This is a genomic window from Pseudomonas sp. Fl4BN1, from assembly GCF_009908285.1.
In the GTDB taxonomy this organism is placed as follows: Bacteria; Pseudomonadota; Gammaproteobacteria; order Pseudomonadales; family Pseudomonadaceae; genus Aquipseudomonas.
Genome location: NZ_JAAARM010000016.1, coordinates 46,884 through 72,966, shown reverse-complemented (window position 1 = coordinate 72,966; position 26,083 = coordinate 46,884). Strand labels below are relative to the sequence as shown.

General features: G+C 61.9%; 25 protein-coding genes, 1 tRNA gene and 1 pseudogene. 15 read left to right on the top strand and 12 right to left on the bottom strand.

The features are described from left to right. The first annotated feature begins 107 nt into the window (after positions 1 to 107). Positions 108 to 1,220, top strand: coding sequence for an enoyl-CoA hydratase/isomerase family protein (locus GV818_RS18835; RefSeq protein WP_161777201.1), 1,113 nt, complete (start codon positions 108 to 110; stop codon positions 1,218 to 1,220). A 57-nt stretch (positions 1,221 to 1,277) separates the two neighbouring features. Here GV818_RS18835 and GV818_RS18830 read toward each other — a convergent pair whose 3' ends face one another. Then, positions 1,278 to 1,652 (bottom strand): hypothetical protein, encoded by a 375-nt coding sequence (locus tag GV818_RS18830; RefSeq protein ID WP_161757653.1) that lies wholly within the window; start codon positions 1,650 to 1,652, stop codon positions 1,278 to 1,280. Positions 1,653 to 2,487: 835 nt separating this feature from the next. On the opposite strand from GV818_RS18830, the gene GV818_RS18825 reads away from it, so the two are divergent. The 6 genes from GV818_RS18825 (at position 2,488) to GV818_RS18800 (ending at position 7,430) form a co-directional block, all read left to right on the top strand. Continuing rightward, on the top strand, positions 2,488 to 3,975 hold the full coding sequence (locus GV818_RS18825; RefSeq protein WP_161757654.1) for a sensor domain-containing diguanylate cyclase: 1,488 nt from the start codon (positions 2,488 to 2,490) through the stop codon (positions 3,973 to 3,975). After that, positions 3,968 to 4,186 carry a cysteine-rich CWC family protein gene (locus tag GV818_RS18820; protein WP_161777200.1) on the top strand — a complete coding sequence of 73 codons (219 nt, stop codon included), beginning with the start codon at positions 3,968 to 3,970 and terminating at the stop codon, positions 4,184 to 4,186. Before GV818_RS18825 ends, GV818_RS18820 begins: the two co-directional genes overlap by 8 nt. 33 nt (positions 4,187 to 4,219) lie before the next feature. After that, positions 4,220 to 4,912 (top strand): 16S rRNA pseudouridine(516) synthase, encoded by a 693-nt coding sequence (locus tag GV818_RS18815; protein WP_161777199.1) that lies wholly within the window; start codon positions 4,220 to 4,222, stop codon positions 4,910 to 4,912. A gap of 325 nt (positions 4,913 to 5,237) precedes the next feature. Then, complete coding sequence (locus tag GV818_RS18810; protein ID WP_161757657.1) at positions 5,238 to 6,122, top strand: alpha/beta fold hydrolase; 885 nt, start codon at positions 5,238 to 5,240, stop codon at positions 6,120 to 6,122. Positions 6,123 to 6,279: 157 nt separating this feature from the next. Beyond that, positions 6,280 to 6,353 (top strand) — tRNA-Gly (locus GV818_RS18805). Between the two features lie 348 nt (positions 6,354 to 6,701). Continuing rightward, positions 6,702 to 7,430, top strand: coding sequence for a class I SAM-dependent methyltransferase (locus GV818_RS18800; RefSeq protein WP_161777198.1), 729 nt, complete (start codon positions 6,702 to 6,704; stop codon positions 7,428 to 7,430). A 25-nt stretch (positions 7,431 to 7,455) separates the two neighbouring features. Here GV818_RS18800 and GV818_RS18795 read toward each other — a convergent pair whose 3' ends face one another. Beyond that, on the bottom strand, positions 7,456 to 9,231 hold the full coding sequence (locus tag GV818_RS18795) for a sensor domain-containing diguanylate cyclase (protein ID WP_161777197.1): 1,776 nt from the start codon (positions 9,229 to 9,231) through the stop codon (positions 7,456 to 7,458). A gap of 424 nt (positions 9,232 to 9,655) precedes the next feature. Here GV818_RS18795 and GV818_RS18790 point away from each other — a divergent pair, with 424 nt between their 5' ends. Together GV818_RS18790 and GV818_RS18785 are read left to right on the top strand one after the other, a co-directional pair. Next, positions 9,656 to 11,194 (top strand): DUF1800 domain-containing protein, encoded by a 1,539-nt coding sequence (locus GV818_RS18790; protein ID WP_161777196.1) that lies wholly within the window; start codon positions 9,656 to 9,658, stop codon positions 11,192 to 11,194. A 43-nt stretch (positions 11,195 to 11,237) separates the two neighbouring features. Then, positions 11,238 to 12,434 (top strand): DUF1501 domain-containing protein, encoded by a 1,197-nt coding sequence (locus GV818_RS18785; protein ID WP_161757661.1) that lies wholly within the window; start codon positions 11,238 to 11,240, stop codon positions 12,432 to 12,434. Between the two features lie 85 nt (positions 12,435 to 12,519). On the opposite strand, the gene GV818_RS18780 is transcribed toward GV818_RS18785, so the two are convergent. Then, on the bottom strand, positions 12,520 to 12,861 hold the full coding sequence (locus GV818_RS18780) for a YXWGXW repeat-containing protein (protein WP_161757662.1): 342 nt from the start codon (positions 12,859 to 12,861) through the stop codon (positions 12,520 to 12,522). 464 nt (positions 12,862 to 13,325) lie between these two features. Between GV818_RS18780 and GV818_RS18775 the strand changes: the two genes are divergently transcribed. Next, a complete protein-coding gene (locus GV818_RS18775) occupies positions 13,326 to 13,700 on the top strand; it encodes a hypothetical protein (RefSeq protein WP_161757663.1) in 375 nt (124 codons plus the stop codon). 69 nt (positions 13,701 to 13,769) lie between these two features. Here GV818_RS18775 and GV818_RS18770 read toward each other — a convergent pair whose 3' ends face one another. Then, entirely contained in the window at positions 13,770 to 14,306 is a 537-nt protein-coding gene (locus GV818_RS18770) for a GNAT family N-acetyltransferase (RefSeq protein WP_161757664.1), read from the bottom strand. 232 nt (positions 14,307 to 14,538) lie between these two features. On the opposite strand from GV818_RS18770, the gene GV818_RS18765 reads away from it, so the two are divergent. Next, a complete protein-coding gene (locus GV818_RS18765; protein ID WP_161777195.1) occupies positions 14,539 to 16,713 on the top strand; it encodes a TonB-dependent receptor in 2,175 nt (724 codons plus the stop codon). A gap of 74 nt (positions 16,714 to 16,787) precedes the next feature. Here the strand turns inward: GV818_RS18765 and GV818_RS18760 are convergent, their stop codons facing one another. After that, on the bottom strand, positions 16,788 to 17,798 hold the full coding sequence (locus GV818_RS18760) for an Ldh family oxidoreductase (RefSeq protein WP_161757666.1): 1,011 nt from the start codon (positions 17,796 to 17,798) through the stop codon (positions 16,788 to 16,790). Between the two features lie 397 nt (positions 17,799 to 18,195). Here GV818_RS18760 and GV818_RS18755 point away from each other — a divergent pair, with 397 nt between their 5' ends. From GV818_RS18755 to GV818_RS18745, 3 genes are all read left to right on the top strand, one after another. Further along, positions 18,196 to 18,384: a 2Fe-2S iron-sulfur cluster-binding protein gene (locus tag GV818_RS18755; protein ID WP_161777194.1), complete on the top strand. Its 189-nt coding sequence runs from the start codon at positions 18,196 to 18,198 to the stop codon at positions 18,382 to 18,384. 63 nt (positions 18,385 to 18,447) lie between these two features. After that, the gene (locus tag GV818_RS34500) at positions 18,448 to 18,636 is read left to right on the top strand and encodes a hypothetical protein (RefSeq protein ID WP_256679489.1); all 189 of its coding nucleotides are present in this window, start codon (positions 18,448 to 18,450) and stop codon (positions 18,634 to 18,636) included. A gap of 228 nt (positions 18,637 to 18,864) precedes the next feature. Then, positions 18,865 to 19,641: an AraC family transcriptional regulator gene (locus GV818_RS18745; RefSeq protein ID WP_161777193.1), complete on the top strand. Its 777-nt coding sequence runs from the start codon at positions 18,865 to 18,867 to the stop codon at positions 19,639 to 19,641. A 7-nt stretch (positions 19,642 to 19,648) separates the two neighbouring features. Here GV818_RS18745 and GV818_RS18740 read toward each other — a convergent pair whose 3' ends face one another. Beyond that, positions 19,649 to 20,422 carry a GNAT family N-acetyltransferase gene (locus GV818_RS18740; protein WP_161777192.1) on the bottom strand — a complete coding sequence of 258 codons (774 nt, stop codon included), beginning with the start codon at positions 20,420 to 20,422 and terminating at the stop codon, positions 19,649 to 19,651. 202 nt (positions 20,423 to 20,624) lie between these two features. On the opposite strand from GV818_RS18740, the pseudogene GV818_RS18735 reads away from it, so the two are divergent. Then, positions 20,625 to 21,037 (top strand): annotated as a pseudogene (locus tag GV818_RS18735) (low affinity iron permease family protein). A gap of 48 nt (positions 21,038 to 21,085) precedes the next feature. Here the strand turns inward: GV818_RS18735 and GV818_RS18730 are convergent. From GV818_RS18730 to GV818_RS18705, 6 genes are all read right to left on the bottom strand, one after another. Beyond that, entirely contained in the window at positions 21,086 to 21,610 is a 525-nt protein-coding gene (locus tag GV818_RS18730) for a DUF4142 domain-containing protein (RefSeq protein ID WP_161757671.1), read from the bottom strand. 167 nt (positions 21,611 to 21,777) lie between these two features. Next, on the bottom strand, positions 21,778 to 23,127 hold the full coding sequence (locus GV818_RS18725) for a diguanylate cyclase domain-containing protein (RefSeq protein WP_161777191.1): 1,350 nt from the start codon (positions 23,125 to 23,127) through the stop codon (positions 21,778 to 21,780). 105 nt (positions 23,128 to 23,232) lie between these two features. Further along, positions 23,233 to 23,871, bottom strand: coding sequence for a LysE family translocator (locus tag GV818_RS18720; RefSeq protein WP_161757673.1), 639 nt, complete (start codon positions 23,869 to 23,871; stop codon positions 23,233 to 23,235). 126 nt (positions 23,872 to 23,997) lie between these two features. Next, the gene (gene fos / locus GV818_RS18715; protein ID WP_161757674.1) at positions 23,998 to 24,414 is read right to left on the bottom strand and encodes a fosfomycin resistance glutathione transferase; all 417 of its coding nucleotides are present in this window, start codon (positions 24,412 to 24,414) and stop codon (positions 23,998 to 24,000) included. Positions 24,415 to 24,426: 12 nt separating this feature from the next. After that, the gene (locus GV818_RS18710) at positions 24,427 to 25,149 is read right to left on the bottom strand and encodes a hypothetical protein (RefSeq protein WP_161757675.1); all 723 of its coding nucleotides are present in this window, start codon (positions 25,147 to 25,149) and stop codon (positions 24,427 to 24,429) included. 10 nt (positions 25,150 to 25,159) lie between these two features. Continuing rightward, on the bottom strand, positions 25,160 to 25,900 hold the full coding sequence (locus GV818_RS18705; RefSeq protein WP_161757676.1) for a hypothetical protein: 741 nt from the start codon (positions 25,898 to 25,900) through the stop codon (positions 25,160 to 25,162). Positions 25,901 to 26,083: the final 183 nt, after the last annotated feature.

The window sequence follows — 26,083 nt, the reverse complement described above, 5'->3', positions numbered from 1 at the left end:
CCGCACCCTAGGAAAGCCGACTTCGCTTGTCAATTGATCTGACACAGAACCAGCACTTTCCCTACCAGCGATCATACTGATCGCTCATGTTTTCCATCGAGGTCACGATGAACCTGCACGTCGAAGAACTCACTGGCACCGATGGCGCACGCATCGCCATTGCCACCCTGGACGCGGAAAAATCCCTGAATGCCCTGTCGCTGCCAATGATCCAGCAGTTGAGCCAGCACCTCGACGCCTGGGCCAAGGACCCGCAAGTGGTCTGCGTGCTGTTGCGGGGCAACGGTGCCAAGGCCTTCTGTGCCGGTGGCGAAGTGCGCAGCCTGGCCCAGGCCTGCCTGGATCAGCCAGGCCAGGTGCCGCCCTTGGCCGGGCATTTTTTCGCGGCCGAGTACCGTCTCGACTATCACTTGCACACCTACCCCAAACCGTTGATCTGCTGGGGGCACGGCTACGTGCTCGGCGGTGGCATGGGGCTGCTGCAGGGCGCCAGTATCCGGATCGTCACCCCCAGCAGTCGCCTGGCGATGCCGGAAATCAGCATCGGCCTGTATCCCGATGTAGGTGCCAGTTGGTTCCTTTCGCGGATGCCCGGCAAGCTCGGGCTGTTCCTCGGCCTCACCGGCGCGCACATGAATGGCCGTGATGCCCTGGACCTGAACCTCGCTGATCGCTTCCTGCTGGATGAGCAACAGGAGGCGCTGATCGAGGGCTTGCTGCAATTGAACTGGCAGGAGCAAACCCCGCGACAACTCAATAGCCTGCTCAAGGCCTTGCAACAAGAAGCCCTGGGACAACTGCCCGAGGCACAGTGGCTGCCCCGCCGGCAACAGATCGACGCCTGGCTGGATGTCAGTGACGTGGCCTGTGCCTGGCGCGCCATCAGCCAGTTGCAGAACCACAGCGATATTCTCTACAGCCGCGCCGCCAAAACCCTCAGCGAAGGTTGCCCGCTGACCGCGCACCTGGTCTGGGAGCAGATCCGCCGTGCCCGCTACCTGTCCCTGGCCGAAGTCTTCCAGATGGAATACACCCTGAGCCTGAACTGCTGCCGGCATCCGGAGTTTGCCGAAGGGGTGCGAGCGCGCCTGATCGACAAGGATCATCAGCCGCACTGGCATTGGTCGGATATCAACAGCGTGCCCGAGGCGGTGGTGGAGGCGCATTTCCACAAGGCCTGGGAGGGGCGCCATCCATTGGCGGACCTGACGGACTACTGAGCGGCCCCTGTAGACGCTGCCACAGGCTGCGACTACAGGGTTCCTGCCGATTCGGCATCAGTGGCCGCGCCCACCTCGGCCATGGTCACCGCGCCCATGATTGTCACGACTGCCGTGACCGCCCCCATCCTGGTTGTTCCAATAGCGAGGGCGCTCATGGCCACCCCAACCCTGGTTCGGATAGGGTCGGTACGCTGCACGCGGCGGCTGATAATAACGTGGTGCCGGCTGGTAATAGCGCGGTGCTGGCTGGTAGTAGCGTGGCGCGTAGTAACTGCGATCAGTCGAGTAATAGGAAGATCCGCCGCCGTAGTAGGCCGGCGCGGGGGAGCTGTAGACGTCCGAACTGTAGTAGCCGGAACCTCCGTAATAAGGGGCACACGCAGAAAGACTCAAACCCAGCAATGCAATCAGTAGAAATCGACGATACATGGCGGCCTCCTGGACCGCGAAGAGCCACGCCAGCGACGCTGGCAGGCGGCAATCAGCAATAGGCTGACTGACAAATTATCTGACCGCAAAAACCTCCGCTGGTGCGATTTACGCAACACATTGATACAAGTCCCTCAAGCATCGGCTACGCCTGTTTCCAGTGCCCATGAAAAAGCGGCGCCTGATGCCAGAACGCCGCTACCTGCAATGACTGTCGACCCTTCGTCCCTTGTCGCCCGAGACTGCGGTCTGTTGTATCACCCTTGTTTTTGGCTAGTGGTGCCAACGCCGGTAACCGCCGTAATAGTGCGGCCCGTATCCCCCGTGATAGTAGGGGCGGTAATAGTAGTGAGGTCCGTACCAGCCTCCAGTGTACGGGTAGTAACCGTAGTAATAAGGCCCGGGGACCGTGTACACATCCGTGCGGTAATACCCCGGACCGACGTAATAGGGCACACAGGCAGACAAACTCAAACCAAGCACGACACCGAGCAGGATTCGACGGTACATGGCGGCCTCCCGGACCGCATACAAGCCGCGCCAGCGACGCTGGACGGCGCCAGTCGATACGGCAATGACTGGCATTGCATGAGACCGTAAAAAACCGCTCCGGTGCTACCGCCAACACACCCCCCGGCACTCTGCCGACCGGCGGCAACCCCTTGCTCCTGCTGACTTGGAGATACTTTCAGAGACGATACAAAGCGCAACTTATCGGTGGTTCCAGCGAAGCCTAGATCGTGTCAAACCCGAGACAATTTCATCGTGCAATGAGCGAGTTATTTCTGCGCCGTGCCACTAGAATGCGTCATCTGGCCACTATCACGGAATCGCCATGCCGCTTCGTTCTCCCCTGTATTCGCAGCGTTCGCTGGTGCTGGTCCTGATCGCTCTGTTGGGCAGCGGTTTCCTCGCCACATCCTTGCTCAGCTACTACGTCTCGCGGGACTCGATCCGCGACAACATCGTCAACACCGAATTGCCCCTGACCTCCGACACTGTGTATTCGGAAATCCAGAAAGACCTGGTGCGACCGATCCTGATCTCCTCGATGATGGCCCGCGACACCTTCATGCGTGACTGGGTGGTAGCCGGCGAACGCGACCCCAGCCAAATGACCCGCTACCTCAACGAGGTCATGACCCACTACGACGCCTACACCGCGTTCTTTGTCTCCAACACCAGCCTCACCTATTACCAGGCCAAGGGCGTGTTGAAGAAGATCAAGGTCGATGAGCCCCGGGACGCCTGGTACTTTCGCGTGCGCGACATGGCCACGCCGTACGAAATCAACGTCGATCCGGACCTGGCCAACCAGGACAAGCTGACCTTCTTCATCAACTACAAGGTCTACGACTACCAGGACCGCTTCATCGGTGCGGCCGGGGTCGGCTTGACGGTGGATGCAGTGATCAAGCTGATCGACAAGTACCAGCAGCGCTATCAACGCAGTGTGTACTTCGTCGACACCTTTGGCCGCATCGTCCTCACCGGTGCCGACGGCGGCCCCCAGGGCGCCCGGAGCGGCCAGTCGCTGCAGGAACTGGAAAGCCTCAAGGAACTGATGGAGCAACTGCCCAAGCCCCACAGCGGCAGCTACGAATACGCGACCCAGGGCCAGGGCCACTTTCTCAATGTGCGCTTCATTCCCGAGCTCAACTGGTATCTGTTCGTCGACAAGCGCGAGGACGGCGCCCTCAGCAGCATCCGCCAGTCGCTGTACCTCAACCTGCTGATCTGCCTGGTGATCACTGCCATCGTGCTGGTCCTGCTCAGTGCCGTGGTACGTCGCTACCAGCGCAGGATCGAGGCCCAGGCCACCCTCGACAGCCTGACCCAACTGCCCAACCGCCGCGGCTTCGACCTGCTGGCGGCCCAGGCCATGCAAGAGGCGCGGCGTGACCTGACACCGTTGAGTGCCCTGCTGCTGGACCTGGATCACTTCAAACGCCTCAACGATACCTACGGCCACCTGGCCGGGGATCAGGTGCTCAGCGGCTTTGCCCGGGACCTGCGAGACTGCCTGCGCCAGTCCGACATCGTCTGCCGCTGGGGTGGCGAGGAGTTCATCGTGCTGCTCAAGGACACCGACAGCCGTGCCGCTTTGGAGATCGCCGAGAAAATCCGCCTGCTCACCGAGCAGCAGCGCTATCACTATGAAGGGCAGCCCCTGCAACTGACCGTCAGTATCGGCTTGACCACCCTGCAAGCGGAGGACACTCTGCACAGCCTGCTGTCGCGTGCCGACCATGCGATGTACCGTGCCAAACAGACAGGACGCAATCGAACCTGTGTGGAAATGCCTCACTCCAGCCATGAATGAACCTGACCTTTGCCCAGCCTGCGGTGCCCGCAACGACTGCACCCTGGCCGACCCGCGCAGCGTCGGCCAAGCCTGTTGGTGCTACAGCGTGAGCATCGATCCGGCGATCATCGAGGCCTTGCCGCCGCAGTTGCGCAATCAGTCCTGCCTGTGCCCGCGCTGCGCCGGGGTCGAGGCGCAACTGCGCGCCAACACCTTGCCGCTCCCCTGAACCACCTCACCTTGCCGCCAGCCGCCGATCACCATGCGCATTGACCGTTTCCTCAGCAACCTGCCCCGCTTCAACCGTCAGCAGGTGCGCCTGTTGCTGGTGCAACGACGCATCCGCATCGACGGCCAGCCGGTGAGCGACCCCAAGGCCGAAGTCCGCGAGTTCAGCCGTGTGGAGCTGGATGAGGAGGTGCTCCAGGTCGGCAAGCCAGCGCGCTACTTCATGCTGCACAAGCCCATGGGCTACGTCAGCGCCACCCGAGACCCCGAGCACAAGACCGTAATGGAGTTGATCCACGAGCCCGATCCCCAGGAGCTGCACATCGCCGGGCGCCTGGACTACAACACCACCGGGCTGATGCTGATCACCAACGACGGCAACTGGTCGCGACGCTTGACCCAGCCGCAGACCAAGCTGCCCAAGCACTACTACGTGGAAACCGAAGAAGAGATAGGCCCCGAGTACATCCAGACCTTCGCCCAGGGCCTGTACTTTGCCTTCGAGGACCTCACCACCCGGCCCGCGCAGTTGCAGATCCTCGGTCCCCGCAGCGCCAGGCTGAGCATCGTCGAAGGGCGTTATCACCAGGTCAAACGAATGTTCGGACACTTCAACAACAAGGTCGTGCGCCTGCACCGCGAAAGCATGGGGCCACTGGTGCTGGACGACAGCCTGGCCCCCGGCGAGTACCGCCCCCTGACTGCGGACGAAATCCGTCTGATCTGACGCAGATTCGCCTCTGAATGACCGCTGGGCAGAAGCTGTCGAACAATTTGCCCAATGCACTTGCAGGTTCCCGGTTGCCCTGCTTGAATCAGTCCGTCGGCCGAATTGTGACCGACGAGTCACGAAAGCGCATCTAAGAAACCTTTTGCCGGCCTGAGCCCTGCCTGCTCTGCATTCAACCCGGTAAATCGCCCACCTATAACAACACCCGTCGACCTGCATTACCGGATCGACATGGGCTCCCATTCCAGGCGTATGCCTACCTGTCACATTGCACGTGCACACTCAAGTTGCGCGCATACCCGCTTGCCAGGAGTCTTATGACATGAGGCCAGAAATCGCTGTGCTGGATATACAGGGGCAGTATCGGGTTTACACGGAGTTCTATCGCGCAGATGCCGCAGACAAGACCATCATTCTGGTCAACGGCTCAATGGCCACCACTGCGTCTTTTGCCCAGACCGTGAAAAACCTGCATCCGCAGTTCAACGTGGTGCTCTACGACCAGCCCTACGCGGGCCGCTCCAAAGCCCACAACAAACATGAGCGGATGCTCACCAAGGAAGTCGAGGGGCAGATCCTGCTGGAGTTGATCGAGCACTTCGCTGCCGAGCATGTGCTGTCGTTTTCCTGGGGCGGAGCTGCCACCTTGCAAGCGCTGTCCCAGCGTCCACGACGCATCGAGAAAGCAGTAATCAGCTCGTTCTCGCCGGTGGTCAACGAACCCATGCGCGACTATCTGGAGCGCGGTGTCGACTACCTCGGCAGCCTCGACCGCCATCGTGTCGGGCACTTGGTCAACGACACCATTGGCAAGCACCTGCCGTCGCTGTTCAAGCGCTTCAACTATCGCCATGTCAGCAGCCTGGCCGAGCATGAGTACGGGCAGATGCACTTCCACATCAGCCACGTGCTCTACGGCGACCGCCAGTGCTACCTGGAGGCCGCGAAGAGCATCCAGGTGCCGGTGCTATTCATCAATGGCGAATGGGACGAGTACACCTCGGCCAATGACGCCAAGCTGTTCGCCGACCATGTGCAGCACGCAAGCTTCAGTACGATCCAGGCCACCGGGCACTTCCTCGACATGGAGCACAAGGCGGCCTGCCACGACAGTCGCCAGGCGTTGCTGGGGTTCCTCAAGCCGGGTCAACACGACAGCCGTCCGCGTTACCACTACGTACAGGATCAGCATGCACTGGCCATCTGAAACCGCGTTTCACCCTGGCAGCCACGCGCCCTTGAAAACACCCTGTTTTCACCGGGCGTGTGGCTGACCTGTAGCGCTTCAGAAACCTGCAAATGCACGTCAGATAAAGAAAAACTTCAAATCCCCGGCGACATCTGGTACAAAGTCAGCCGTTCGAGCGGGTGTCGTATAATGGCATTACTCCAGCTTCCCAAGCTGATAACGAGGGTTCGATTCCCTTCACCCGCTCCAAGTATCCAAAGCACCCGCGTCAAGCAACATTGACGAGGGATGCAAAAACAGAAAACCGGCCCCAGCAGCCGGTTTTTTTGTGCCCTCATTTTTCCAGTCCAAACCCGCGGCGACACCGCCCAAGGTAGATCCTCTCGCCTGTCCTGGCGTTGCCGCGTTACAAATTCACAACTTCAATGCGTATTCGTGAGCAGCCAAAGCCGCTAGCATTTCCCAATGCCTAACACCCGGCCCGGCCATCGACGAGCCTGCGTCGGGCCCTCCGAGGAAGAAGCCCCTCAGCCGTTTCAACTGCACGAACCATCCTGCACTGCAGGACCGCACACGAACCTGAAAGAGCCTCTCGAAATGACGCAGAACATTTACGACGACCCGACCTTTTTCCAGGCCTATAGCCAAATGGGACGATCCCTCGGCGGCCTCGACGCAGCGCCGGAGTGGCCCGCCCTGCAAGCTCTGCTGCCAGCAATCAACGGCCTCAAGGTGCTGGACCTGGGTTGCGGCTATGGCTGGTTCTGCCGCTGGGCCAGCGAACACCGCGCCCAGCAGGTGCTGGGGCTGGACGTCTCGGAGAAAATGCTGGCGACTGCCCGCGAGAGCACCTCGGCGCCAAACATCCACTACCAGAGAGCGGACCTGGAACAACTGGACCTGCCCACTTGCCGCTTCGACCTGGCCTACAGCTCCCTGGCCCTGCATTACATCAAGGATTTGCAAAGCCTGTTTGCCCAAATCTATGCCGCTCTGGTGCCCGGGGGTCGTCTGGTATTTTCCATCGAGCATCCGATCTTCATGGCCCCGCGCAACCCGGGCTGGATCGTCGATGACCAGGGACGCAAGTCCTGGCCGCTGGACAGCTATCAGCAGGAAGGCGAGCGGGTCACCCACTGGCTGGCGGAAGGCGTGATCAAGCAGCATCGAACCCTTGGCACCTTGCTCAATGCCCTGATCGATACCGGCTTCAATCTGCGGCATGTCGAGGAGTGGGGGCCCAGCGCACAGCAAGTGCTCGATCAGCCAGCGTTGGAAGAGGAACGGGAACGGCCGATGCTGCTATTGGTAGCGGCGCAGCGCTGACACCGCATTCACCCGCTCCCACCTCCTAGAAGCCACCCTGCAACGGAAAACGCTGCTCCCCACTGCGGGCGAGGAATTTTTCCTGGGCCATCGGCCGGGCCAGAAAATACCCCTGGGCCTCGTCGCAACCAAAGGTCCTGAGCATCTGCAGGCACTTGAAGCTCTCAATGCCCTCGGCGACGGTGCGGTAGCCCAACTCCCGAGCCAGGGCGATCACTGAACGGGTGATCTTCTGATGCTGGGCGCTGCTCTCCAGGTCAGTGACCATGGATTTATCGAGTTTCACCACATTGGCCGGGATCTGGTGCAGGTAGGCGAAGTTGCTGTAGCCGGTGCCAAAATCATCAATGGCCACGTCCATGCCCAAGGCGCGGATCTTGCTCAACTGCTCCAGCACCCGTGGGTTGGAACGCAACCAGGCGCCTTCGGTAATTTCCACTTCCAGGCGCTGCGGATCGATGCGGTGGCGCTGACAAGCTTCCTTAAGCACGTCGGCAATATCCTGGTCTTCGAAATCCTGGGGCGACAGGTTGATCGACAGTCGTTGTACGTCCGCAACGCCCCAAAGATGCAGTTTATGCAGCACGGCGTTGATCACCCAATGGGTCACGCGGTGGATCAGTGCATTGCGCTCCATGACCGGGATGAATTCCGCCGGAGAGATTGGCCCCAGCCACGGATGATCCCAGCGAATCAGGGCCTCGGCACTGACCTGGATGCCTTCGGGCAGGGAGAAACGTGGCTGGAACATCAGGTAGATCTGCCCGCTGTCGAGGGCTTCGCTGATGTCCGATGCAAGGTTGAAGGCGCGCCGAAACGCCTGGTCCCGCACCACGTCATAGGGCGCCCAGGTACTGCGATTGAGCGTCGCCAGTTCCAGGGCGAACATGGCCTTGCGCAGCACGTCCGGCACCGCATCAAGATCCGTGGAAAACTCCACCGTCCCCGCGCAGACTCCCGGAATCATCGGCAGCTCCAGCCCCGGCGGCTGACGCCGCAACCGCCGCACCAGGCCCTCCAGGAAGCGCTCGATACCAGGGCCCAGCGGCAGCAGGAAACCGAAACGCTTGACCGAGACGTGATACACCCGCACATGCCGGCCCAGGTGAGCGAGCAGTTGCTGGGCGAGAAAACGCACGATGGTTTCGAACGGTGCCATGCCCATCGCCAGGGTCAGTTCGTGGGCCACGGTCATGTCCACCGCATCCACCAGCACCAGCACGCGCTGTTCACCCGGATGCTGGTCCGCCAGGTCGTACAGGTCGCTCTGAAATTGCTCACGGTTGGGCAGGCCACTGACCGGGTCGCGGCGAGTCAGGCGCTGACGCTGCTCGATCTGCTCCATCACCATGGACGCCAGGTCACGCAGTTGCTGGCGCTCGGCGTCACTCAGGCGCTGGGGCTGTTTGTCGATGACACACAGGCTGCCAATCGCGTGCCCACTGGAGGTGATCAACGGCGCACCGGCATAAAAACCAATACCCGATTCTTCGGTCACCAGAGGGTTGGCGTGAAAACGCACATCCTTGCGGGCATTTTCCACTTCGAAGACATCGCCAGTCTTGATGGTGTAGGCACAAAACGATTGATCGATAGGGGTCTGTTCGGCAACAAAACCGACCCGCGACTTGAACCACTGCCGATCACGATCCACCAGGGTGATCAGGGCCGTGGGCACATTGAAGTACTCTGCAGCCAAACGGCAAATACGATCGAAATGCTCACACCGAGCAGTGTCCAGCAGTTCCAGGGCATACAGTGCAGCCAGGCGCTGCTCCTCGGCCAACGCCTTATCGGGCATACCGCGCCTCGGACAGGATCAACACATTCATCAGAAAACCTATCTCACCATCGCAGGGGTAAAACGGCACCCGGAAAAATCGGGCCTAGACAAAAATAGTGGCACTACGACACCTGTCGACAGCATGACGCAGAGACTAGTGCTTGCCAATTCCATCCGTCGGACGAACGGTCGACGGCAGTGCCCTGGATGGATCGTTGAAACAGCTGAACTAGAGCGATTTTCACCAACCGCGAGAGCAGCTGCAATCCGGCCTGCACGCACTGGTACGGCTCCCACCTGAGGATCTGCCATGGGCCCGGACATCCATCGATACCCCCGCAGCCATTCGGCGAAATGCGCACTGTTCAGCCAAACTTCAACGTCACCGGCAGACACCGGAAACATTCCTCCCGCCGCCCCTTTCCATCCCGGAAACTCGCCCATGCAATGGCTTCATCCGTTCACACGCCGTGTACACCTGTGGAGCGTTTTTGCCCTGTTGCTACCGATCCTGGCCCAAGCCGCCGAGCCTGCGTCACCCAGCGCCGCGGACATTGCATGGCTCAGGCGTGATGGCTTCGATCTGGACGCAGCGCAGTTCAAGCGCCTTCATGCCCTGGGCCGCTCGGGCCTGCTGGAAGCGCAATTGGCAGATCGCCTGAACGACCCCCTCCCCCCGGCGATCGAAGCGTTGTTGCATAGCGACCCGGCCATGACCCACTCCACCCAATCCTTGTTGCAGGCGTTCAAACAGCGCCAGGAACAGATCAAGGCGATGCCCGACGGCGAAGCCAGGAATGCCGCGCAGAAGGACGCTCGACAGCAAGCCAATACCCTCGCCGAGCAAGCCCAGGCCAGCGTACTGCTACACGCCGTATATGGCCCCAACCAGCTCAAGGAGCAACTGGTGCTGTTCTGGCTCAATCACTTCAGTGTGTTCCAGGGCAAAGGCCGGGTGCGGGTGCTGACCACCGATTACGTTGAACACGCCATCCGCCCCCATGCCCTGGGCAAGTTCAAGGACCTGCTGCTGGCCACGCTGAAAAGCCCGGCCATGCTCGAGTACCTCGACAACGCGCAAAACGCCAAGGGCAAGGTCAACGAGAACTACGCCCGAGAGTTGATGGAGCTGCACAGCCTCGGTGTCGGTGCGGGCTACAGTCAGGAAGATGTGCAACAGCTGGCGTTGATCCTGACCGGAGCCGGCCTGATTCCTCTGGACGGTCGCGAACAGCGATTCCCCCGGCCCCTGCAGCCCCTGGTGGTGCAACAAGGGTTGTTCCAGTTCAACCCCAAACGCCATGACTTCAGTGACAAGCAGTTGCTCGGCCACACCATCCAAGGCCGCGGTTTTGACGAGATTACCCAGGCCGTCGATCTCATCACCCGGCAGCCGGCCTGCGCCCAGTTCATCTCGCGCAGGCTGGCTCAATACTTCGTCGCCGACAACCCGCCGCCGGCCCTGGTGGCGCGCCTGGCCAAGACCTTCAGCGACAGCGATGGCGATATCGCCCAGGTCATGCGCACGCTGATGCAGTCGCCGGAACTGCAACAAAGTGCCGGTGGCAAATTCAAGGACCCACAACAGTTCGTGATCTCGGCGCTGCGCCTGGCCTACGACGGTAAGCCCCTGGCCAATCCGCGGCCGCCGGTCAACTGGCTCAATCAATTGGGTGAGCCGCTGTTCGGCCGAATAACCCCTGACGGCTGGCCGTTGGTGGCCAGCGGCTGGTCGAGTTCCGGACAAATGGCCAAGCGCTTCGAGATTGCCCGGGCCATTGGCAGGGGCGACAACCGCCTGTTCACCGTCGAAGGCAGCACGCTACCGGGGCCGGGTTTCCCCTTGATCACCACACCACTGTTTTACCAGGCGATCTCCCCGCGTCTTTCCAGCGCCACCCGCAGTGCCCTGGACCAGGCCGTTTCGCCCCAGGAATGGAACACTTTTCTGCTGTCCTCGCCGGACTTCAACAATCGCTGAACGCACCCTGGCGGAGCGCCACGCCGCCTGATCAGGAGCCCTGATGAATCGTCGCCAATTACTGATGGCTGCCGTTGCCGCAGCCGCCCTGCCCAGCCTGACGTTTTCCGCCCGGCTGTTCGCCGCCCCGGCCTCGGCACCGCGTACCCTGCTGGTGTTCCTGCGCGGCGGCTATGACTGCAACAACCTGCTGGTGCCTTACGCCAGCGACTTCTACTACGAGTCGCGCCCGACCCTGGCCATCGCCCGCCCCGATCCGCACAACGCGCAAAGCGCCATTGCCCTGGACAGTCACTGGGGCTTGAACCCGGTGCTAAGGGATTCGTTGTACCCGTTGTGGCAGCGTAAACAGTTAGCCTTCGTGCCCTTTTCCGGTACCGACGACCTGTCCCGCAGCCACTTCGAGACCCAGGACAACATCGAGTCCGGCCAGCCGAGCCAGCAGCGCAAACACTACGACTCAGGCTTCCTCGCGCGCCTGGCGCGGCAAGTACCCGACAGTGCGCCCATCGCCTTTACCGATGCCCTGCCCCTGAGTTTCCAGGGTGCCCAGGACATTCCCAACCTGTCCTTGCGCGGAGCCGGCAAGGCGACTTTCGATGATCGCCAGGCGGCCATTCTCTCCTCCATGTACCAACATACGCCCTACGCCGCAGCGGCCAGCGATGGCCTGGCACTGCGCCAGAAAGTCTCCAGGGACCTGCAGGAAGAAATGCTCGCCGCCAATCGCGGTGCGGCCAATGCACAGAACTTCGCCGCCCAGACCCGGCGCATGGCCAGCTTGATGCGCGAGCAATACCGCCTGGGTTTCGTCGATGTCGGCGGTTGGGATACCCACGTCAACCAGGGCAGCACCCAGGGTCAGCTGGCCAATAACCTGGCCAACCTCGGACAAGGGCTGGCAGCCTACGCCGAGGCCATGGGTGAGCACTGGAACGACAGCCTCGTGGTGGTGGTGTCCGAGTTTGGCCGGACCTTTCGCGAGAACGGCGCCAAGGGCACCGATCACGGGCACGGCACGGTGTACTGGGTACTGGGTGGCCGGGTCCACGGTGGGCGCGTGGCCGGTGAACAAGTGGCCGTGAACGCCCAGAGCCTGCTGCAGAACCGTGACTACCCGGTGCTCAACAACTACCGCGATCTACTGGGTGGCTTGCTGGGCAGCACCTGGGGCCTGTCCAGCGCTCAATTGCAGACGGTCTTTCCCGGTGCCCGGGCCAACACCCTGGGCCTGGTCTGACGCCTGAGCCGATCAGCGCAAAAAACGCGGGCAAAAAAACAGCGATCCGAGGATCGCTCTGCAGGTCACACATGAAGTTGCCGGGTCAGTTGGCCCAGGCGCCCGCGTGCCAATGCCAGCCATCGCCATGGCGCTCCCAATAGGGATGCACATAACGATACCCCGGGCGTTGCGGCTCCCAATGGCCACGCACCGCAACATAGTGCTGCCCGTTCCAATGCCAGTAGCCACGGGCCCAGAGATAACCCGGGCGCGGTTCGGGTTCGACCTCGATGACCCGCTCCGGTGGTGGCTGTGGCGCCACCACCTCGACGTACTCCACCGGAGCCGAGCGCTCCACCACCCGTCGCTCGTGAACCACCCGTTCCTCAACACATCCGGAGGCCACTACGACCACCGCCAGCAAAGCCGTGTAACGTAACAACATGCTGCCTCCTCGGCGCCACGCGCAAGACCGCTTGAAACATTGCCCCCTTGTCACCGCCCTGCTCCTGCCGGACGTACAAATCTTTTAACAGCTCAGAACTGTCTGATTGCTGAACCTGTCATCAGGAAATTGCTGGCCGATCTCCAGAGGCCCCCATGGGAAGAAGCCTTGCCGGTCCAGCTGCCCCCCGAACCTTGCGCCTGGCGCTAGTAAATAGCCTCGCCAATGCCGGATGGGGTCTTTGGCACGGGTCCGACATCCGCCGGGCACATGCCCGGCTAGGCTCGCAACAACACTCCAGACGCCACAGGGTATCGGCATTTCGACCGCAGCCCACGGGCTGCCTGCGCCCAGCCTCGGTCCAGGGGTGCTATGGTGGCCGGCTGCCCTGCGTGCCAGGGCCCACTGGAGGAGCGCTACGCTGAACGCCTGGTCGTGAAGCTTGAGGAGGTCACTGAATAGATATGTGCAATGCCAAAGATATTTACACCGCGGGTTGGGTCCTGGTCGTCATGGCCGGACTGGTGTCTCTGGTGATCCAGATCTACCTGGGCTATTTCAAGATCGATGACATGGTCAAGCACCTGTCCCGGTGCCGGGTCATCGCCATTCGCATGCCGCTCTTGGGGAGGGATCCCCTCAGCCGATTCTTCATGCTGGTGTGCATCGGCGCCATGTTCGCCATGCCCCATCTCTTTCTGCGCAACGGCGGCCTGGATGTGCGGGACTACAAGAACTTCCCCCTGGGCCTGAAATGGCTGATCAACCTGTTCCAGTTGTCGGCCATGGCGGCCGGCATCGCCTTCCTGGTGCTGTGGTGGGTCAGCCGTCACCTCTGAACCGGTAACGGCAGTACCACAGGGGCGCCCGTCAACGGCGCCCCGCTGTTGGCTGCCAGCAGCTGGCACTCAGCCGGCCACGGAGCGCTGACGAAAATCCTCACGGGTCATTTCGAAAAAACGGCTTGGCAATCCTTCGAACTCTGCATCGTGGGTGAAGCGAAAACCGATCTTGCGGGCCACCGCCAATGACCCAGCATTGTCGACATGAGCATCGGCAATTATCCGCTGCACAGCCGGGTCAGCGAACACATGTTCGACAATGCGTCCCGCCGCCTCGGAGGCAAATCCCCTGCCCCAGGCCCGTCGCACCAGACGCCAGCCCATCTCCAGCTCGGGGCCAACGGCATCGAAGGGAATGAACGAAACCCAGCCGAGCAACTCATCCGGGGCGTCTTTGGCGAAGATTGCCCAATAGCCGCAGCGCTCACCGAAATCCTCGCTCAGGCGCGACTGGAGGAAATCCCGATGCCATTGCCCGCCGTCCCAGGTGCCGGGAATGAAGCGCGTGACTTCAGGGTCCAGGTCCATGTGCAGGCAGGCATCGAAGTGCGCGAGCGTGCGTGGGCGCAACAACAGGCTGGGAGTTTCAAAGTGCAGGTTCATCCGTGATCTCCAAGGTCGGTGGTCGCCCATATAACAGCAGGTAACGGCAGAAGAGAACGGCCTGGCGCAGAAATAGGCAACGGTTTTCACTCAAGGAGTACATCGCCAAGTCCAGCTGACCGGTATACAGCCGCGCATACACTTTTCGACACGATTGTTCAGACATATCTGATTGAATGATATTTATTCACAGATGAGAATCTATTCCAAATAAAACGGAGGTTCTATCTCAATGTCCAATCCCGCCCGCCCACAATCCTGGAAGTTGTGGTCCACCTCTCTCGGTCTGATGGCCTTCAGCGAAGCCAGCCTGGGAGCCTCATCTGAAAACACCGAACGCCCTCCCGAGGCCACACCGGTCACCCTCGCCCCCACCCAGGTTCAGGGTGAACACAAACCTGGCTACAAGCGCGAGACCTCGGACTCGGTGAAGTTCACTGCGCCGCTGCGGGAAACACCAAAGTCGGTGACCATCATCACTGAATCGCTGATGCAGGAACGCGCGGTTTCGACCCTGGCTGACGCCTTGCGCACCACCCCGGGCATCACCTTTGGCGCCGGGGAAGGCGGTACGCCGCTGGGAGACCGACCGTTCATTCGCGGCTTCGAAGCCAGCACCGACATCATGATCGACGGTATCCGCGACGTCGGCCGCATGACTCACGAAGCCTTCAACGTCGAGCAGATAGAGATCGTCAAGGGCCCTGGCTCGGCCTATTCAGGCCGCGGCTCCACCGGTGGCAGCATCAACCTGGTCAGCAAGGTGCCACAAAAGGAAAGCTACGCGGCCGGCAGCTTGAGCCTGGGCACCGACCAGTTGCGCCGCACCACCCTGGACCTCAACCAGTACCTGCCCGAGCAGAACATGGCCCTACGCCTGAACGCCATGAAGCATGAGGCCGATACCCCAGGCCGGGACGAGGTCGAGGTCACCCGCTGGGGCCTGGCACCGAGTTTCTCCTTCGGCCTGAACACCGACACCCGAGGCACCCTCAGCTACTACCACATGCAGAGTGACGACATCCCTGACCAGGGTGTTCCGGTATCGGCGATCAGCGGCAAGCCGGTCAAGGTCGATCGTGACAATTTCTATGGCTTCAGCAAGCGCGACTTCCGCAAGACCTCGGCAGATCTGGCGACCCTGCAGCTGGAGCATGATTTCAATGAGCACCTGACCCTGCGCAACACCACCCGACAGGGACGCAGCATGCAGGACTACATCATGAGCCGGCCTACCCTTGGCGCCACGACTGCGGCAAGCGTGCAGAACGAACTGAACAATGTGGTACTGCGGGGCCCGGCGCGAGGGCGCAATGTGGTCAACACCTCGTTGATCAACCAGACCGACATCTTCGGCAAGTTCGACACCGGTTCCATCGGCCACAGCTACAGCGCCGGCCTGGAATTCTCCCGCGAGCGGATCGACGTCAAGAGTCGCTACGCACCCAAAGGCTCGGACTCGGGAAACCTGTACGACCCCAATCCTCGTGATCCATATGCCCCGGTGGCGCGTGGCAATGGCCAGCATGACGTCACCAAGCACAACAACCGCGCGCTCTATGTCATGGATACCCTGGCCCTGCACGAGCAATGGGACCTGAACCTGGGGGCGCGCTTCGACAACTACCACGTGCGTGATGCGGCCCAGAGCAACCGCAACAATATCTGGACCTACCAGAGCGGCCTCGTCTTCAAGCCCCTGCCCTACGGCAGCATCTACCTGTCCTACGGCACCTCCTTCAACCCGTCCGGGGAAACCGCCGGGCAATCGGGTGGCGCCGATGGCGCAGCAGGCGGAAGATTGAATAATCTGGATCCGGAAAAGAGCCGTAGCATCGAACTGGGCACCAAATGGGATCTGCTCAACGAGCGCCTGTCCCTGACCGCCGCCGTATTCAAGACCGAAAAGACCAACGCCCGTACCTACGACCCACTCAGCAATGAAGTGACCCTGGACGGCGACGTCGAAGTGAAAGGGTTTGAAGTGGGAGCCACCGGCCACCTCACCGACCAATGGGAAGTGATGGCGGGATACACCTACCTGGATGCGAAGACGGTCAAATACGCCTCGGGAAAAGACACCAACTACAACGGCAAGCAAGCCAAGTTCATTGCTCCCAACAGCGGCTCGGTGTGGACCACCTACATGCTCACCGACCGCTGGAAAGTCGGCGCCGGGGCCAACTACGTGGACAAGCGCTACACCAACGATGAGAACACCCGCAGCCTCGATGCCTACTGGCGCTACGACGCGATGCTGGCCTATCGGGTGAACAAGAACCTGGACCTGCAGCTCAACGTGCTCAACCTCACCGACGAAACCTACTACGACGCTTCCCACGTAGGGATGTTCGCCATCGTCGCCCCGGGACGCTCCGCAGAGCTGGCGGCCAACGTGCGTTTCTGAGGCCTTGATCCCTTCGCCTGGAGCAGGCGCCTGCAGCCACCTGCAGGCGTCGGTTTACCAGCGAAGGACTCCGGCTAGAGCAACCCGCGAATTTCCTCCAGCAACTCCCGGGATATCTGCACCCCGTGCTCCAGGCTCCGCTCCCGCGCTTCAAAACGCCGCTGGGACGGCAGCCGCGCCCCTTGCCGGGCAATGCCCTCGAACAATCTCTCCGCCCGTTGCAGTCCCTCTTGATAGGCCTCCCCGAGGAACACCTTGGGATCGAAGGCCAGCACCAGCTCGCCATGACAAGGCGTGGCCCCGACACCCTCATCGAAGGCCATGGATTCAGCGCTGGTCAGGTCACCGATCAAGGCCCCGGCCAACAACTCGATCATCGCCGCCAGGGCCGAGCCTTTGTGCCCGCCAAAGGTCTGCATCGCCCCTTGCAAGGCCGCCTTGGCGTCGGTGGTGGGCAGCCCCTCTGCATCAATGGCCCAGTGGCTGGGAATCGGCTTGCCCTGGCGCGCATGCAGTTCGATATCACCGCGGGCAATGGCGCTGGTGGCGAAGTCGAAGACAAAAGGGTTGCCCGCCGGTCGTGGCCAGGCAAAGGCCAGGGGGTTGGTGCCGAATACCGGGTGGCGTCCCCCGGCCGGTGCCACCCAACTGTGACTGGGGTTCATCGCCAGGCCCACCAGGCCGGCGGCGGCAATTGCCTCGACCTCTGGCCACAGGGCAGAAAAATGGAAGCAGCGCTTGATCACCATGGCGGCGATCCCCTGGCTGCGAGCCTTCTCCAGCAGGATCGGCAAACCGGTGTGAAAGCCCAGCAAGGAGTAGCCGTAGTGAGCGTCCACTTCGAGCACGCCCGGGGAAATGTGGCGCAGGCTGGGCTCGGCCCGCGGATCGATCTTGCCTTCGCGCACCGAGCGCACGCAGCCCAACAGGCGGTACACACCGTGGGAGTGACACTCGTCACGCTGTCCCTGGGTGATGACATCGGCAATTGCCTGGCTGTGGGCTTCGGACAAGCCGTGCCGGGTAAGGACCTGGAACGAAAGGCTGCGGACTTCGTCCAGTGACAGGGTGATGTATTCAGACATGATGAGACCTTTATGGCTGTTGGGTAACGCTCCTGCGGGAGAGTTTCGGGGGAATGACGGTAAGGTCAGGGAAAGGCGGCTTGGGTACGCTGGCGGCAGCACCCGCTACCCCCTGGAAAAATTGAATATCACGTCGGCGAGGCCTTTCGACGCTTGCAGCACTGCTGCCTGGGCAGTGCGATTGTGCTGTTCCGAAATCGCCTTATAGGCCGACCTTCGGCAGGCTTGGGCGAGTGGCCAAGGCCTTGGCGCGAAAATCTGCGGCGGCCTCTTGGGGCTTGGCCGAGTACACCAAGGGTCGCCTTTTATCCCCGCCGCAGCTTGAGGCTTTTCCCCCATAAAGAGACGAAATCGGCACACTCGCCCGCACGCTTCGCCACCCTGGCTGGAGCCCCTGGTGATCATCTGCCTGGACCAGCAAGCATGGGAAGTGACCAGCGGCCTCAGTGTCGCCGTCGCCGTGGCGGGCAGTGGCGACCCGCGCACCCGCACCTCCCGCAGCGGTCGCCCGAGAACGCCGTTCTGCGGCAGGGGCATCTACCAGGAATGCCGCATGACCAGCGACGGTCGCCACCAGTTGGCCTGACATACCCTGTACCGGGTCTTTGTCGCGGACGAATGCACCGGCATCGGCGGCAGCGAGCTGGCCTTGCTCGAAGGCAAGATCGCCGGCTGTGTCGCCAGCGGCCAGCTGGACCGGGCCGCCGCGCTGATCCACTCGCGCCACCACTGGCAGCGCTTTGCCGAGCAACTGCGCGATAGCCTCGAGCTGCAAGCGGAGATTCTCAAACTGGCCCGAACTGATACTCTGCTGTGCCGTTGCGAGGATGTCCCTTAGGCCGCCGTAGCGGCTGCGCCCGACTGGCCAACGGCCAGGTTGCAGAGCCGTCGCGACATGGGTGGCCTGCCAAGGCTGGCGCGCCCCTGATGCTCGACAGCACACCGCAACAGCCTGAAAGCTGACGACCAGCCAGCGCCGGGCTGGCGCACTGGGCCCGGCCCCGGAAACACAACTGCCAACTGTTTCGACACTGATCCATCCCCCAGCCCCACAGAGAGGCCGACGATGATCGATAGCGCACAGCTCCACCGCTTGCCCGGGGCCATCGCCGCCCACGCTCCCCGGGACATCAACAGCCTGCTGGCCAACATAGCTCCACTCACACCGCTGCTGGACTGCATCCCCAACGCCGTGTTCTTCATCAAGGACCTGCAGGCACGCTACCTGATTGCCAACCTGACCCTGGCCCAGCGCTGTGGTTTCAAGAGCATCCGGCCGCTGCTGGGCAAGACCTCCGCCGAAGTCTTCCCGGCGGTGCTCGGCCCGGTCTACACCGAGCAGGACCAGCGCGTGCTATGCCAGGGCATCACCATCAAGGGCCAATTGGAGCTGCACCTGTACGGCAGTCGCGAACCCGGCTGGTGCCTGACCCACAAATTGCCATTGCACGGACGTGACGGGCAGATCATCGGCATGGCCGGTATCTCCCTCGACCTGCAGGCCCCCCAGGACACCCATCCGGCCTATGAACGCCTGGCGGCGGTGGACCAGCACATCCGCGAGCACTACAGCGAAGCGATTCGCCTGGAGGACCTGACCCGCATCGCCAACCTGTCCACCGCCCAACTGGAGCGCTACTGCAAGCGGATCTTCCACCTGACGCCCCGGCAGATGATCCACAAGGCGCGCCTGGAACAGGCCTCGCGCTTGCTGGTGACCGACGAGCCGATCACCGAAGTGGCACTGCGATGCGGCTATACCGATCACAGCGCCTTCAGCCGGCAGTTCAAGGCACTGACCGGACTCAGCCCGCGCCAGTTCCGCCAGAACGCCACACGCTAGCGGCGCATCATTGCTGGCAAAAAGTGCGGTAGTCGAACAGGCGACTGAAGCCGGCCTTGCGGTAGATCGACAGGCCATCGAAGGAAGCTTCGAGCACGCAGGTCCTTGCGCCCTGCGCCTGGGCGAACCTCAACACCGAATGGATCAGCGCCGTGGCATAGCCGCGCCCCTGGCATTCCTGCAGAGTGCCGATGTCATCCAGTCGCGCCACTCCCGGCCCCAGGGACAAGGTCAAGGCACTCACCGGACGCTGCTCCACATACAGGGTGAAATGGCGCAAGGCCCTGCCGGCCAGCAACGCCGCCCGATGCCGCGCCAAGTACTGCTCGATCGCCGCACCTTGCGACTCGAATGCGCTTGCCACGGGCTGCGCCCAATCCTCCAGGCGCTCGTCGGTGCAACGGATATCCGCCAGTTGCAGCGGCAGTTCCCGGGGCTCATAGGTCGCCATATCGAGGACCATGCAAGTGGTCTTGTCCGCCGGCAACAGTTGCTGCTGTTGCAACTGCTCGCACACCTGCGGCACTTGGGTGTCTGGCACCACCACACAGAACGGCATGCCGGTGCGCTGCACAAAGGCCACGCCTGCGGCCAACTGCAGCGCACTGTCGGTGCTGTAGCCCTTCATCATCAACAGATTCAGGCTACTGGCCTCGACCCCAGTGCAATAGGCACTGAGCTCGGTACCAAAACGTCGATAGAACTGGGAGATGGACACGAAGAAATAATCTTCTGCCCGGTGATACAGATCGATCACCGCAGCATTGGCTGAATCCGTCACCTGCAGCCTCCTTGAGCCTCGCGGCGCCCCATGCGCCACCCGACCCGGGTCACGTTAAGCTCGGAGCCCCCAGGGTTCCAGCCGCTTGCTGTTTTATTCTGCGAAGAAGTGTTTTCAGGTGTAAGCGCGGAGTGGGAAAAAGCGCTTTCGACACAGCAACGATGTCTGACATTCCGTCACCTACTCGATAAGGAATACGGCCATGAAGTTCTCGAAGACCTCGCAATCGCTGTCGAAGTGAACCGGCAGCCCGAAACCTTTCTGGGAGCCTTGCTGTTGATCGTGATCTGGGGGTTCAGCGGTCCGTTGTTTCATTTCAACGACACCTGGCAACTGATCATCAACACGTCCACCACCATCATCACTTTCCTGATGGTGTTCCTGCTCCAGAACAGCCAGAACCGCGACACTGACGTCCTGCACATCAAGATCGACGAGTTGCCGCGGGCCACCCTGGATGCTCACAACGCGACATTCAGCCTGGATGGGCTGGACCTCATGCAGCTGGAAAAACTGTGCAGCGAGTACCGTGCGATCGGTCAAGGCAGCAACGCTTCGGGTCCGTCGGCTTGGTCCTGCGAGCACTCGCTCAAGACCAACCTCAATCAATGTTGAAGCGTTCACACACAGCACCGCGCGCCCAAGGGCAAAGCCTGCGGTGACTCAACCGTCCTGGCGCGCGGGCTGGCGGCCGGCCTGCAGGGCCCTGGCTATCTGCAGGTGGTTTTCCAGCTTGGGCAGGGTTTCCTCGGCAAAGGCCTTGAGCTCCGGTACCTCGCTGGCTTGTGCCTGCTCCTGGATCTGCCGGATCGCCTCTTCGGTGGCCTGGACCTGGCTCGCGGCGTAGGCACGGTCGAAATCCTCGCCCTCGGGCACTGGCGGTATCAGGCGCTTGGCCTGGTCCATCATCTGCTCCCGGGACGCCACTGGCAGGTCCAGTTGCCGGGCGATTTTCGCCAGGTGTTGATTGGCCGTGGTGCGATCATTGATCACCTGGATGGCGTATTCCTTGACCGCCCTGGATGAGGTCTGCCGGTGCGCCAGCCGGCTGGCTTCGATATCGGCCATGCCCTTGGCCGAGGCATCGTCGATAAAAGCGCTGGGGGACTGGGCCAGGGCGCTGGTCGCACCAAGCCCCAGCAGCAGCGCCAGGCCGGCGCTGCGCATGACAGTGGCCATGGTGTTCATGGTGTGGCTCTCCTGTTGCAAATGAATCCGGCGGGAGCCACAGCCCCCGCCTGCATTGGGAAAAGCCAGAACGACAAAGGTTTAGAAAAAACTCGCCCGAACGACGAACGGCGAGTGAAAAAAACGCCCGAAGCGGGCCTCACAACATCCGCACAAGCACTGTCCGCTCAAGCGCTGGAACGGCTTTTATGCGCTCGCTTGACCGCGTACATCGCCTCATCGGCATGCTTGAACAGCTGTTTTTCTTCCAGGCCATGCTCGGGGTACAAGCCAATACCGATGCTCGACAAAATGCTCAACGAATGGCCGTCCAGGCGTAGCGGTTCGTTCAAGGCGCGACGGATCTTGTCCGCCACTCGCTGGGCATCTTCGGAGTGCTGCACGTTCTCCAGCAGGATCACGAACTCATCACCGCCGATGCGGGCCACGGTGTCGGTTTCTCGCACGCAGCCCTTGAGGCGGTTGGCCACTGCCTGCAACATCATGTCGCCCACTGCATGCCCACAGGTGTCGTTGACCTCCTTGAACTTGTCCAGGTCGACATACAGCAAGGCCATGCGTCCCGACTCGCGCCGGGCCCGGGCCAGGGCCGACTTGAGCCGCTCGCGCAGCAGTTCGCGGTTGGGCAGATGAGTCAGTTGGTCGTACTCGGCCATGTAGTGCAGCCGGGCGTGCAGTTGCTTGCGTTCGATGGCCGCGGCCAGTTGCGCGCTGACGTACTGCAACAGCTCCTGGTCCTGCTCGCCGTAGCCTTCGGTGCCGGGCGCGCTCTTGACCATCAGCACGCCGATGGTGCCCTTCTGCGCATTCAATGGCACCCCCAACCAGCAGCGCGGGCCCTGGATAGCCGCAAACTCGCGCCAAAGGGCCTGGGTCAGTGGGCATTCCGGCGCCAGTAACAAGGGTTGGCCGCGCAAGAGTACCTGGGCGCAAAAACGCCCGATCAGGGTCCCGGGCAGTTCCGGGCTGCGTTCACAGTCATCGACGTGGTAGGGAAAACTCAAGCTCTCGGCGCGCTCGTCATATAGCGCCAGGGAACAATTGAGCGCCGGCAACCACTCGCCGATGATCCGATGCACGTGCTTGAACAGCACCAGCAGATCCTCCGTGGCATGGGCCGCCTCGGAGATCGCATACAGCGCCGCCTGTTTCGATTCCGCTTGCTTGCGCTCGGTAATGTCCCGGGCCACGGCGATGCGCAGTTGGTCCACTTCCGACCAGCGCGCCGACCAGAGGATATGCGCCACACGCCCGTCCTTGCGCAGGTAGCGGTTCTCGAAATTGGGCTTGGGCACGCCGCCCATGATTTCCCGGGCGGCCTGCAGGGTGCGCTCGCGGTCGGCCGGGTGCACCAGCTCGATCATCGAGCGGCCGATCAGTTCATCGGCGGTATAACCGAAGATCCGCTCGCAGGCAGCGCTGACAAATACAAAGCGACCCTCGACATCCACCGCACACACGGCGTCCAGGAGCAGATCGATGAAGCTGGCCAGAGGCTCGGAGTTGTTGGTTGCCATCAGAGAAAGCTACTACCCATGAAAAATGCACTGAGTACCCATCCCTTGAGCCTGGTCAGCCGGTGGTGCCCACCGACTGCACGCCGTCGCAATCCGCGAGCGGCGTTATGCCTTGTTGCCGATCAATCCCGGCACCGCGTGCAACAGGGCATTGATCGCAAAACCGATGAACATCACACCGCAGACCCGGGTGATCGCCAGTTCGTGACGCTGATACCAACCGCGAACCTGACGTGCCCCGACAATGCCGATGAGAATAGCGTATGCACCGAGTCCGCCGAGGAAGCTCAGGGCAATCAGGCCAGGGAGCATCGACCAGGTGAGCAGCTCGGCACGGCTGGACAGCAGCGCAGTGAAGGTTGCCACCGCCACCGGATAAGCCTTGGGGTTGGTCAGGCCGAAGACAATCCCATGCCAGAACGGATTGCGCGCCGGCCCTTGGGGCGCATCGCCATTGCTACCACGGCTGCGGATCGCCCGCAGCCCCAGCCAGAACAGGTACAGGCCACTGAGCACGCCCAGGATGTTGAACGCATCACTGCCGATTTCCCGGGCGCCGACGATGGCGATCAGCGCGGTGCTGCACCAGAGCACATCCCCGAGCATATGCCCGCAGAGAAACCCGGCGCCGGCCTGTCGTCCACGGGAGGCGCCGATGCCGAACACCGCCAGCACCCCAGGTCCGGGGGTAATCGCGTAAATGAAACCCGAGGCGATAACGGCTAGCAACAGCGATGAGGTCATCAGCAAGACTCCAGAACGATGCACCTCACGGGAACGCCAGGCACAGGATCAACCTCGCGGATTCTGCACGATCAAGGCCCCTTGCCACCAGCGGCTTTCGTCAGCTGAAAAGCGCGACGCACAGCGTCAATCGTCTGGGTAGAAGCGCATTCCCGGGTAAGGAAGCTGGCGACAGGCTAGTAATCGCGAGGCCAAATCACCGACATGGGCCTCGAGTTGATGCCCGTCGGGGTCGAGGAAATAGAACGAGGCGCCTTCGCTGCGATTGTCGCGCCACTCCCGGACTCCCGCGTCGCGCAGGCGCTGGACGAAAGGGGCAAAATCGGCAGCGACGAGGCTGAAGGCATAATGGGTGTAGTCGGCTGCCGCCGACACATCCCGCTGCGGATCCAGGGACAGGCACAGCCACAAGCCAGGCAAGGACAGGTAGGCGCCGGCGTCCCAACTGGCTTCCAGGCGCAACTGCAACAGTGAGTGATAGAACCCCAGGCTGCGCGGCAAGTCACTGACCGCCAGGGTCAGGTGATTAAGGCCGGTGAGCATGCTTCACACTCCTTACGGGGACTTGGCCAGCGGGTAGCGCCGGCCATCATAGTGCAGGGTCACCACACCGAGCTTGGGCGGCAGGTCGCGACTCTCACAGCCATCCCGGCCCTGGAAATGATCGACTCCGAGCTCCCGGCTGCGGACAATCAGGTCGGCATAACCGTGGCGCTGGCGAGTACCGACCTCCAGGGTCCGATGCACGGTCCGGGAATGCCCCCCGCACTGGCCGTCCCAGCCGAACTCGCCAGAACTTTCATCCATCACCAGCCCCTCCAGCAGCGGCAGGATTTCCTTGCCATCGCGCTGGTACAAGGTCAGCACGCTCTTCTCATAGGGAATGGCGCTGGAGCCGTGGTGGTAAAGGACTCGCAGGCCAAAGGCCCGCACCTCTTCATTCAACCTGTAGCGTGCAGTGTCGATCTCCATCCCCTGCAGGGCCACGGCATCGGAAAACAGTGCCGATTCCTGGTAATTGCTGGCCACGGCCAGGCCTGGGTCGTCATACAGCAGCGCCACATCCAGGCTGTAGCTACGTGTATCGTCACTGTCATTCCCGGGCATCGGGATCGCCCGAGCACTGATGCTCATCCCCGGCTCCGCTGGCCAGGATTTACAAACGTGAAGCTCCCCGGGAATATCCACGCTGCTGTCACACTCCGCCTGCACTGCCGTAGCGACACCCAGCAAAGCGCACAGCAGCAGTGCATGGCCCCCTTGTTCAAATGACTTCATCAAGGCGCCTTCAGATACCGCTGAAACCATTGGGCAGCACATACCGCTGGCCGTCGTAATGCAGAGTCGTGAATACCGGTTTGGCGGTCACGGAACGGGACTGGCATTGCTCGCCCTGGCCTTCGCTGCGGGTGTCGATGCTCACCGAACGCACGATCAGGTCGGCATAGCCGTGGCTGCGGGTCTTGGCGATATCCAGGGTGCGGGTGGTTTCGCTGCGCTCCCCGGCGCACTGGCCATCCCACTCGCCACTGTAGGAATACGCCAGGAACTTCTCCATCACCGGACGCAACTGGCTGCCTTCGCGCACGTAGAGGCTGAGCCACACCTCATTCAGCGGATTGACCCGCGAGGAACCCTGGAAGGAGGCCCTGACCCCGAACGCCCGCACCTGCGGCGCCAACTGGAAGCGCCCGGTATCGAGCGTCACACTCTCCAGGCGGAACGCATCGGAGACAAAGGCCCGGGCCTGCTGATAGGAAGCCAGCGTCTGCCCGGTCGTGCGGTTCAACACTGCCAGTTGCAGGTTGTAGGTACCTTCTGCGAAGGCTACGGGGCTGCCAGAGTCCGGCGTCAGTTCGGACAGCAAGCTGATGCTCTGGTCGGCAAAGGCCGGCCAGTCCTTGCACAGGGAAAAGCCCGGCACGTCCGCGTTACGCGGGGGCGGCAGGCATTGGCCGAGGGCCGAGGCAGTGCCCAGCAGCAGCGCAAGGCTGCCCAGAGCGGCAATCAGCGAGGATGGACGGATCATTCACGGTTCCTTGTGACAGACAGGTGCGGCGTCATTCAAGGCCGCACTATCCTCCCCTACGCAAGGGCTTTCAACGCCGGCAGTCCTAGCCGGAATGGGCCTTGGTTGGGAACACCCCCCAGCCAGACGAATGGCCTGTCCTGCGCCACGGTGTTGCGAATGTTCCACTCTTGCCGCCTGCCC

Excerpts from the sequence above, each read along its gene's own strand:
- GV818_RS18835 (WP_161777201.1), top strand. The coding sequence starts at position 108 with ATGAACCTGCACGTCGAAGAACTCACTGGCACCGATGGCGCACGCATC.
- GV818_RS18830 (WP_161757653.1), bottom strand. The coding sequence starts at position 1,652 with ATGTATCGTCGATTTCTACTGATTGCATTGCTGGGTTTGAGTCTTTCT.
- GV818_RS18825 (WP_161757654.1), top strand. The coding sequence starts at position 2,488 with ATGCCGCTTCGTTCTCCCCTGTATTCGCAGCGTTCGCTGGTGCTGGTC.
- GV818_RS18820 (WP_161777200.1), top strand. The coding sequence starts at position 3,968 with ATGAATGAACCTGACCTTTGCCCAGCCTGCGGTGCCCGCAACGACTGC.
- GV818_RS18815 (WP_161777199.1), top strand. The coding sequence starts at position 4,220 with ATGCGCATTGACCGTTTCCTCAGCAACCTGCCCCGCTTCAACCGTCAG.
- GV818_RS18810 (WP_161757657.1), top strand. The coding sequence starts at position 5,238 with ATGAGGCCAGAAATCGCTGTGCTGGATATACAGGGGCAGTATCGGGTT.
- GV818_RS18800 (WP_161777198.1), top strand. The coding sequence starts at position 6,702 with ATGACGCAGAACATTTACGACGACCCGACCTTTTTCCAGGCCTATAGC.
- GV818_RS18795 (WP_161777197.1), bottom strand. The coding sequence starts at position 9,231 with ATGCCCGATAAGGCGTTGGCCGAGGAGCAGCGCCTGGCTGCACTGTAT.
- GV818_RS18790 (WP_161777196.1), top strand. The coding sequence starts at position 9,656 with ATGCAATGGCTTCATCCGTTCACACGCCGTGTACACCTGTGGAGCGTT.
- GV818_RS18785 (WP_161757661.1), top strand. The coding sequence starts at position 11,238 with ATGAATCGTCGCCAATTACTGATGGCTGCCGTTGCCGCAGCCGCCCTG.
- GV818_RS18780 (WP_161757662.1), bottom strand. The coding sequence starts at position 12,861 with ATGTTGTTACGTTACACGGCTTTGCTGGCGGTGGTCGTAGTGGCCTCC.
- GV818_RS18775 (WP_161757663.1), top strand. The coding sequence starts at position 13,326 with ATGTGCAATGCCAAAGATATTTACACCGCGGGTTGGGTCCTGGTCGTC.
- GV818_RS18770 (WP_161757664.1), bottom strand. The coding sequence starts at position 14,306 with ATGAACCTGCACTTTGAAACTCCCAGCCTGTTGTTGCGCCCACGCACG.
- GV818_RS18765 (WP_161777195.1), top strand. The coding sequence starts at position 14,539 with ATGTCCAATCCCGCCCGCCCACAATCCTGGAAGTTGTGGTCCACCTCT.
- GV818_RS18760 (WP_161757666.1), bottom strand. The coding sequence starts at position 17,798 with ATGTCTGAATACATCACCCTGTCACTGGACGAAGTCCGCAGCCTTTCG.
- GV818_RS18745 (WP_161777193.1), top strand. The coding sequence starts at position 18,865 with ATGATCGATAGCGCACAGCTCCACCGCTTGCCCGGGGCCATCGCCGCC.
- GV818_RS18730 (WP_161757671.1), bottom strand. The coding sequence starts at position 21,610 with ATGAACACCATGGCCACTGTCATGCGCAGCGCCGGCCTGGCGCTGCTG.
- GV818_RS18725 (WP_161777191.1), bottom strand. The coding sequence starts at position 23,127 with ATGGCAACCAACAACTCCGAGCCTCTGGCCAGCTTCATCGATCTGCTC.
- GV818_RS18720 (WP_161757673.1), bottom strand. The coding sequence starts at position 23,871 with ATGACCTCATCGCTGTTGCTAGCCGTTATCGCCTCGGGTTTCATTTAC.
- fos (WP_161757674.1), bottom strand. The coding sequence starts at position 24,414 with ATGCTCACCGGCCTTAATCACCTGACCCTGGCGGTCAGTGACTTGCCG.
- GV818_RS18710 (WP_161757675.1), bottom strand. The coding sequence starts at position 25,149 with ATGAAGTCATTTGAACAAGGGGGCCATGCACTGCTGCTGTGCGCTTTG.
- GV818_RS18705 (WP_161757676.1), bottom strand. The coding sequence starts at position 25,900 with ATGATCCGTCCATCCTCGCTGATTGCCGCTCTGGGCAGCCTTGCGCTG.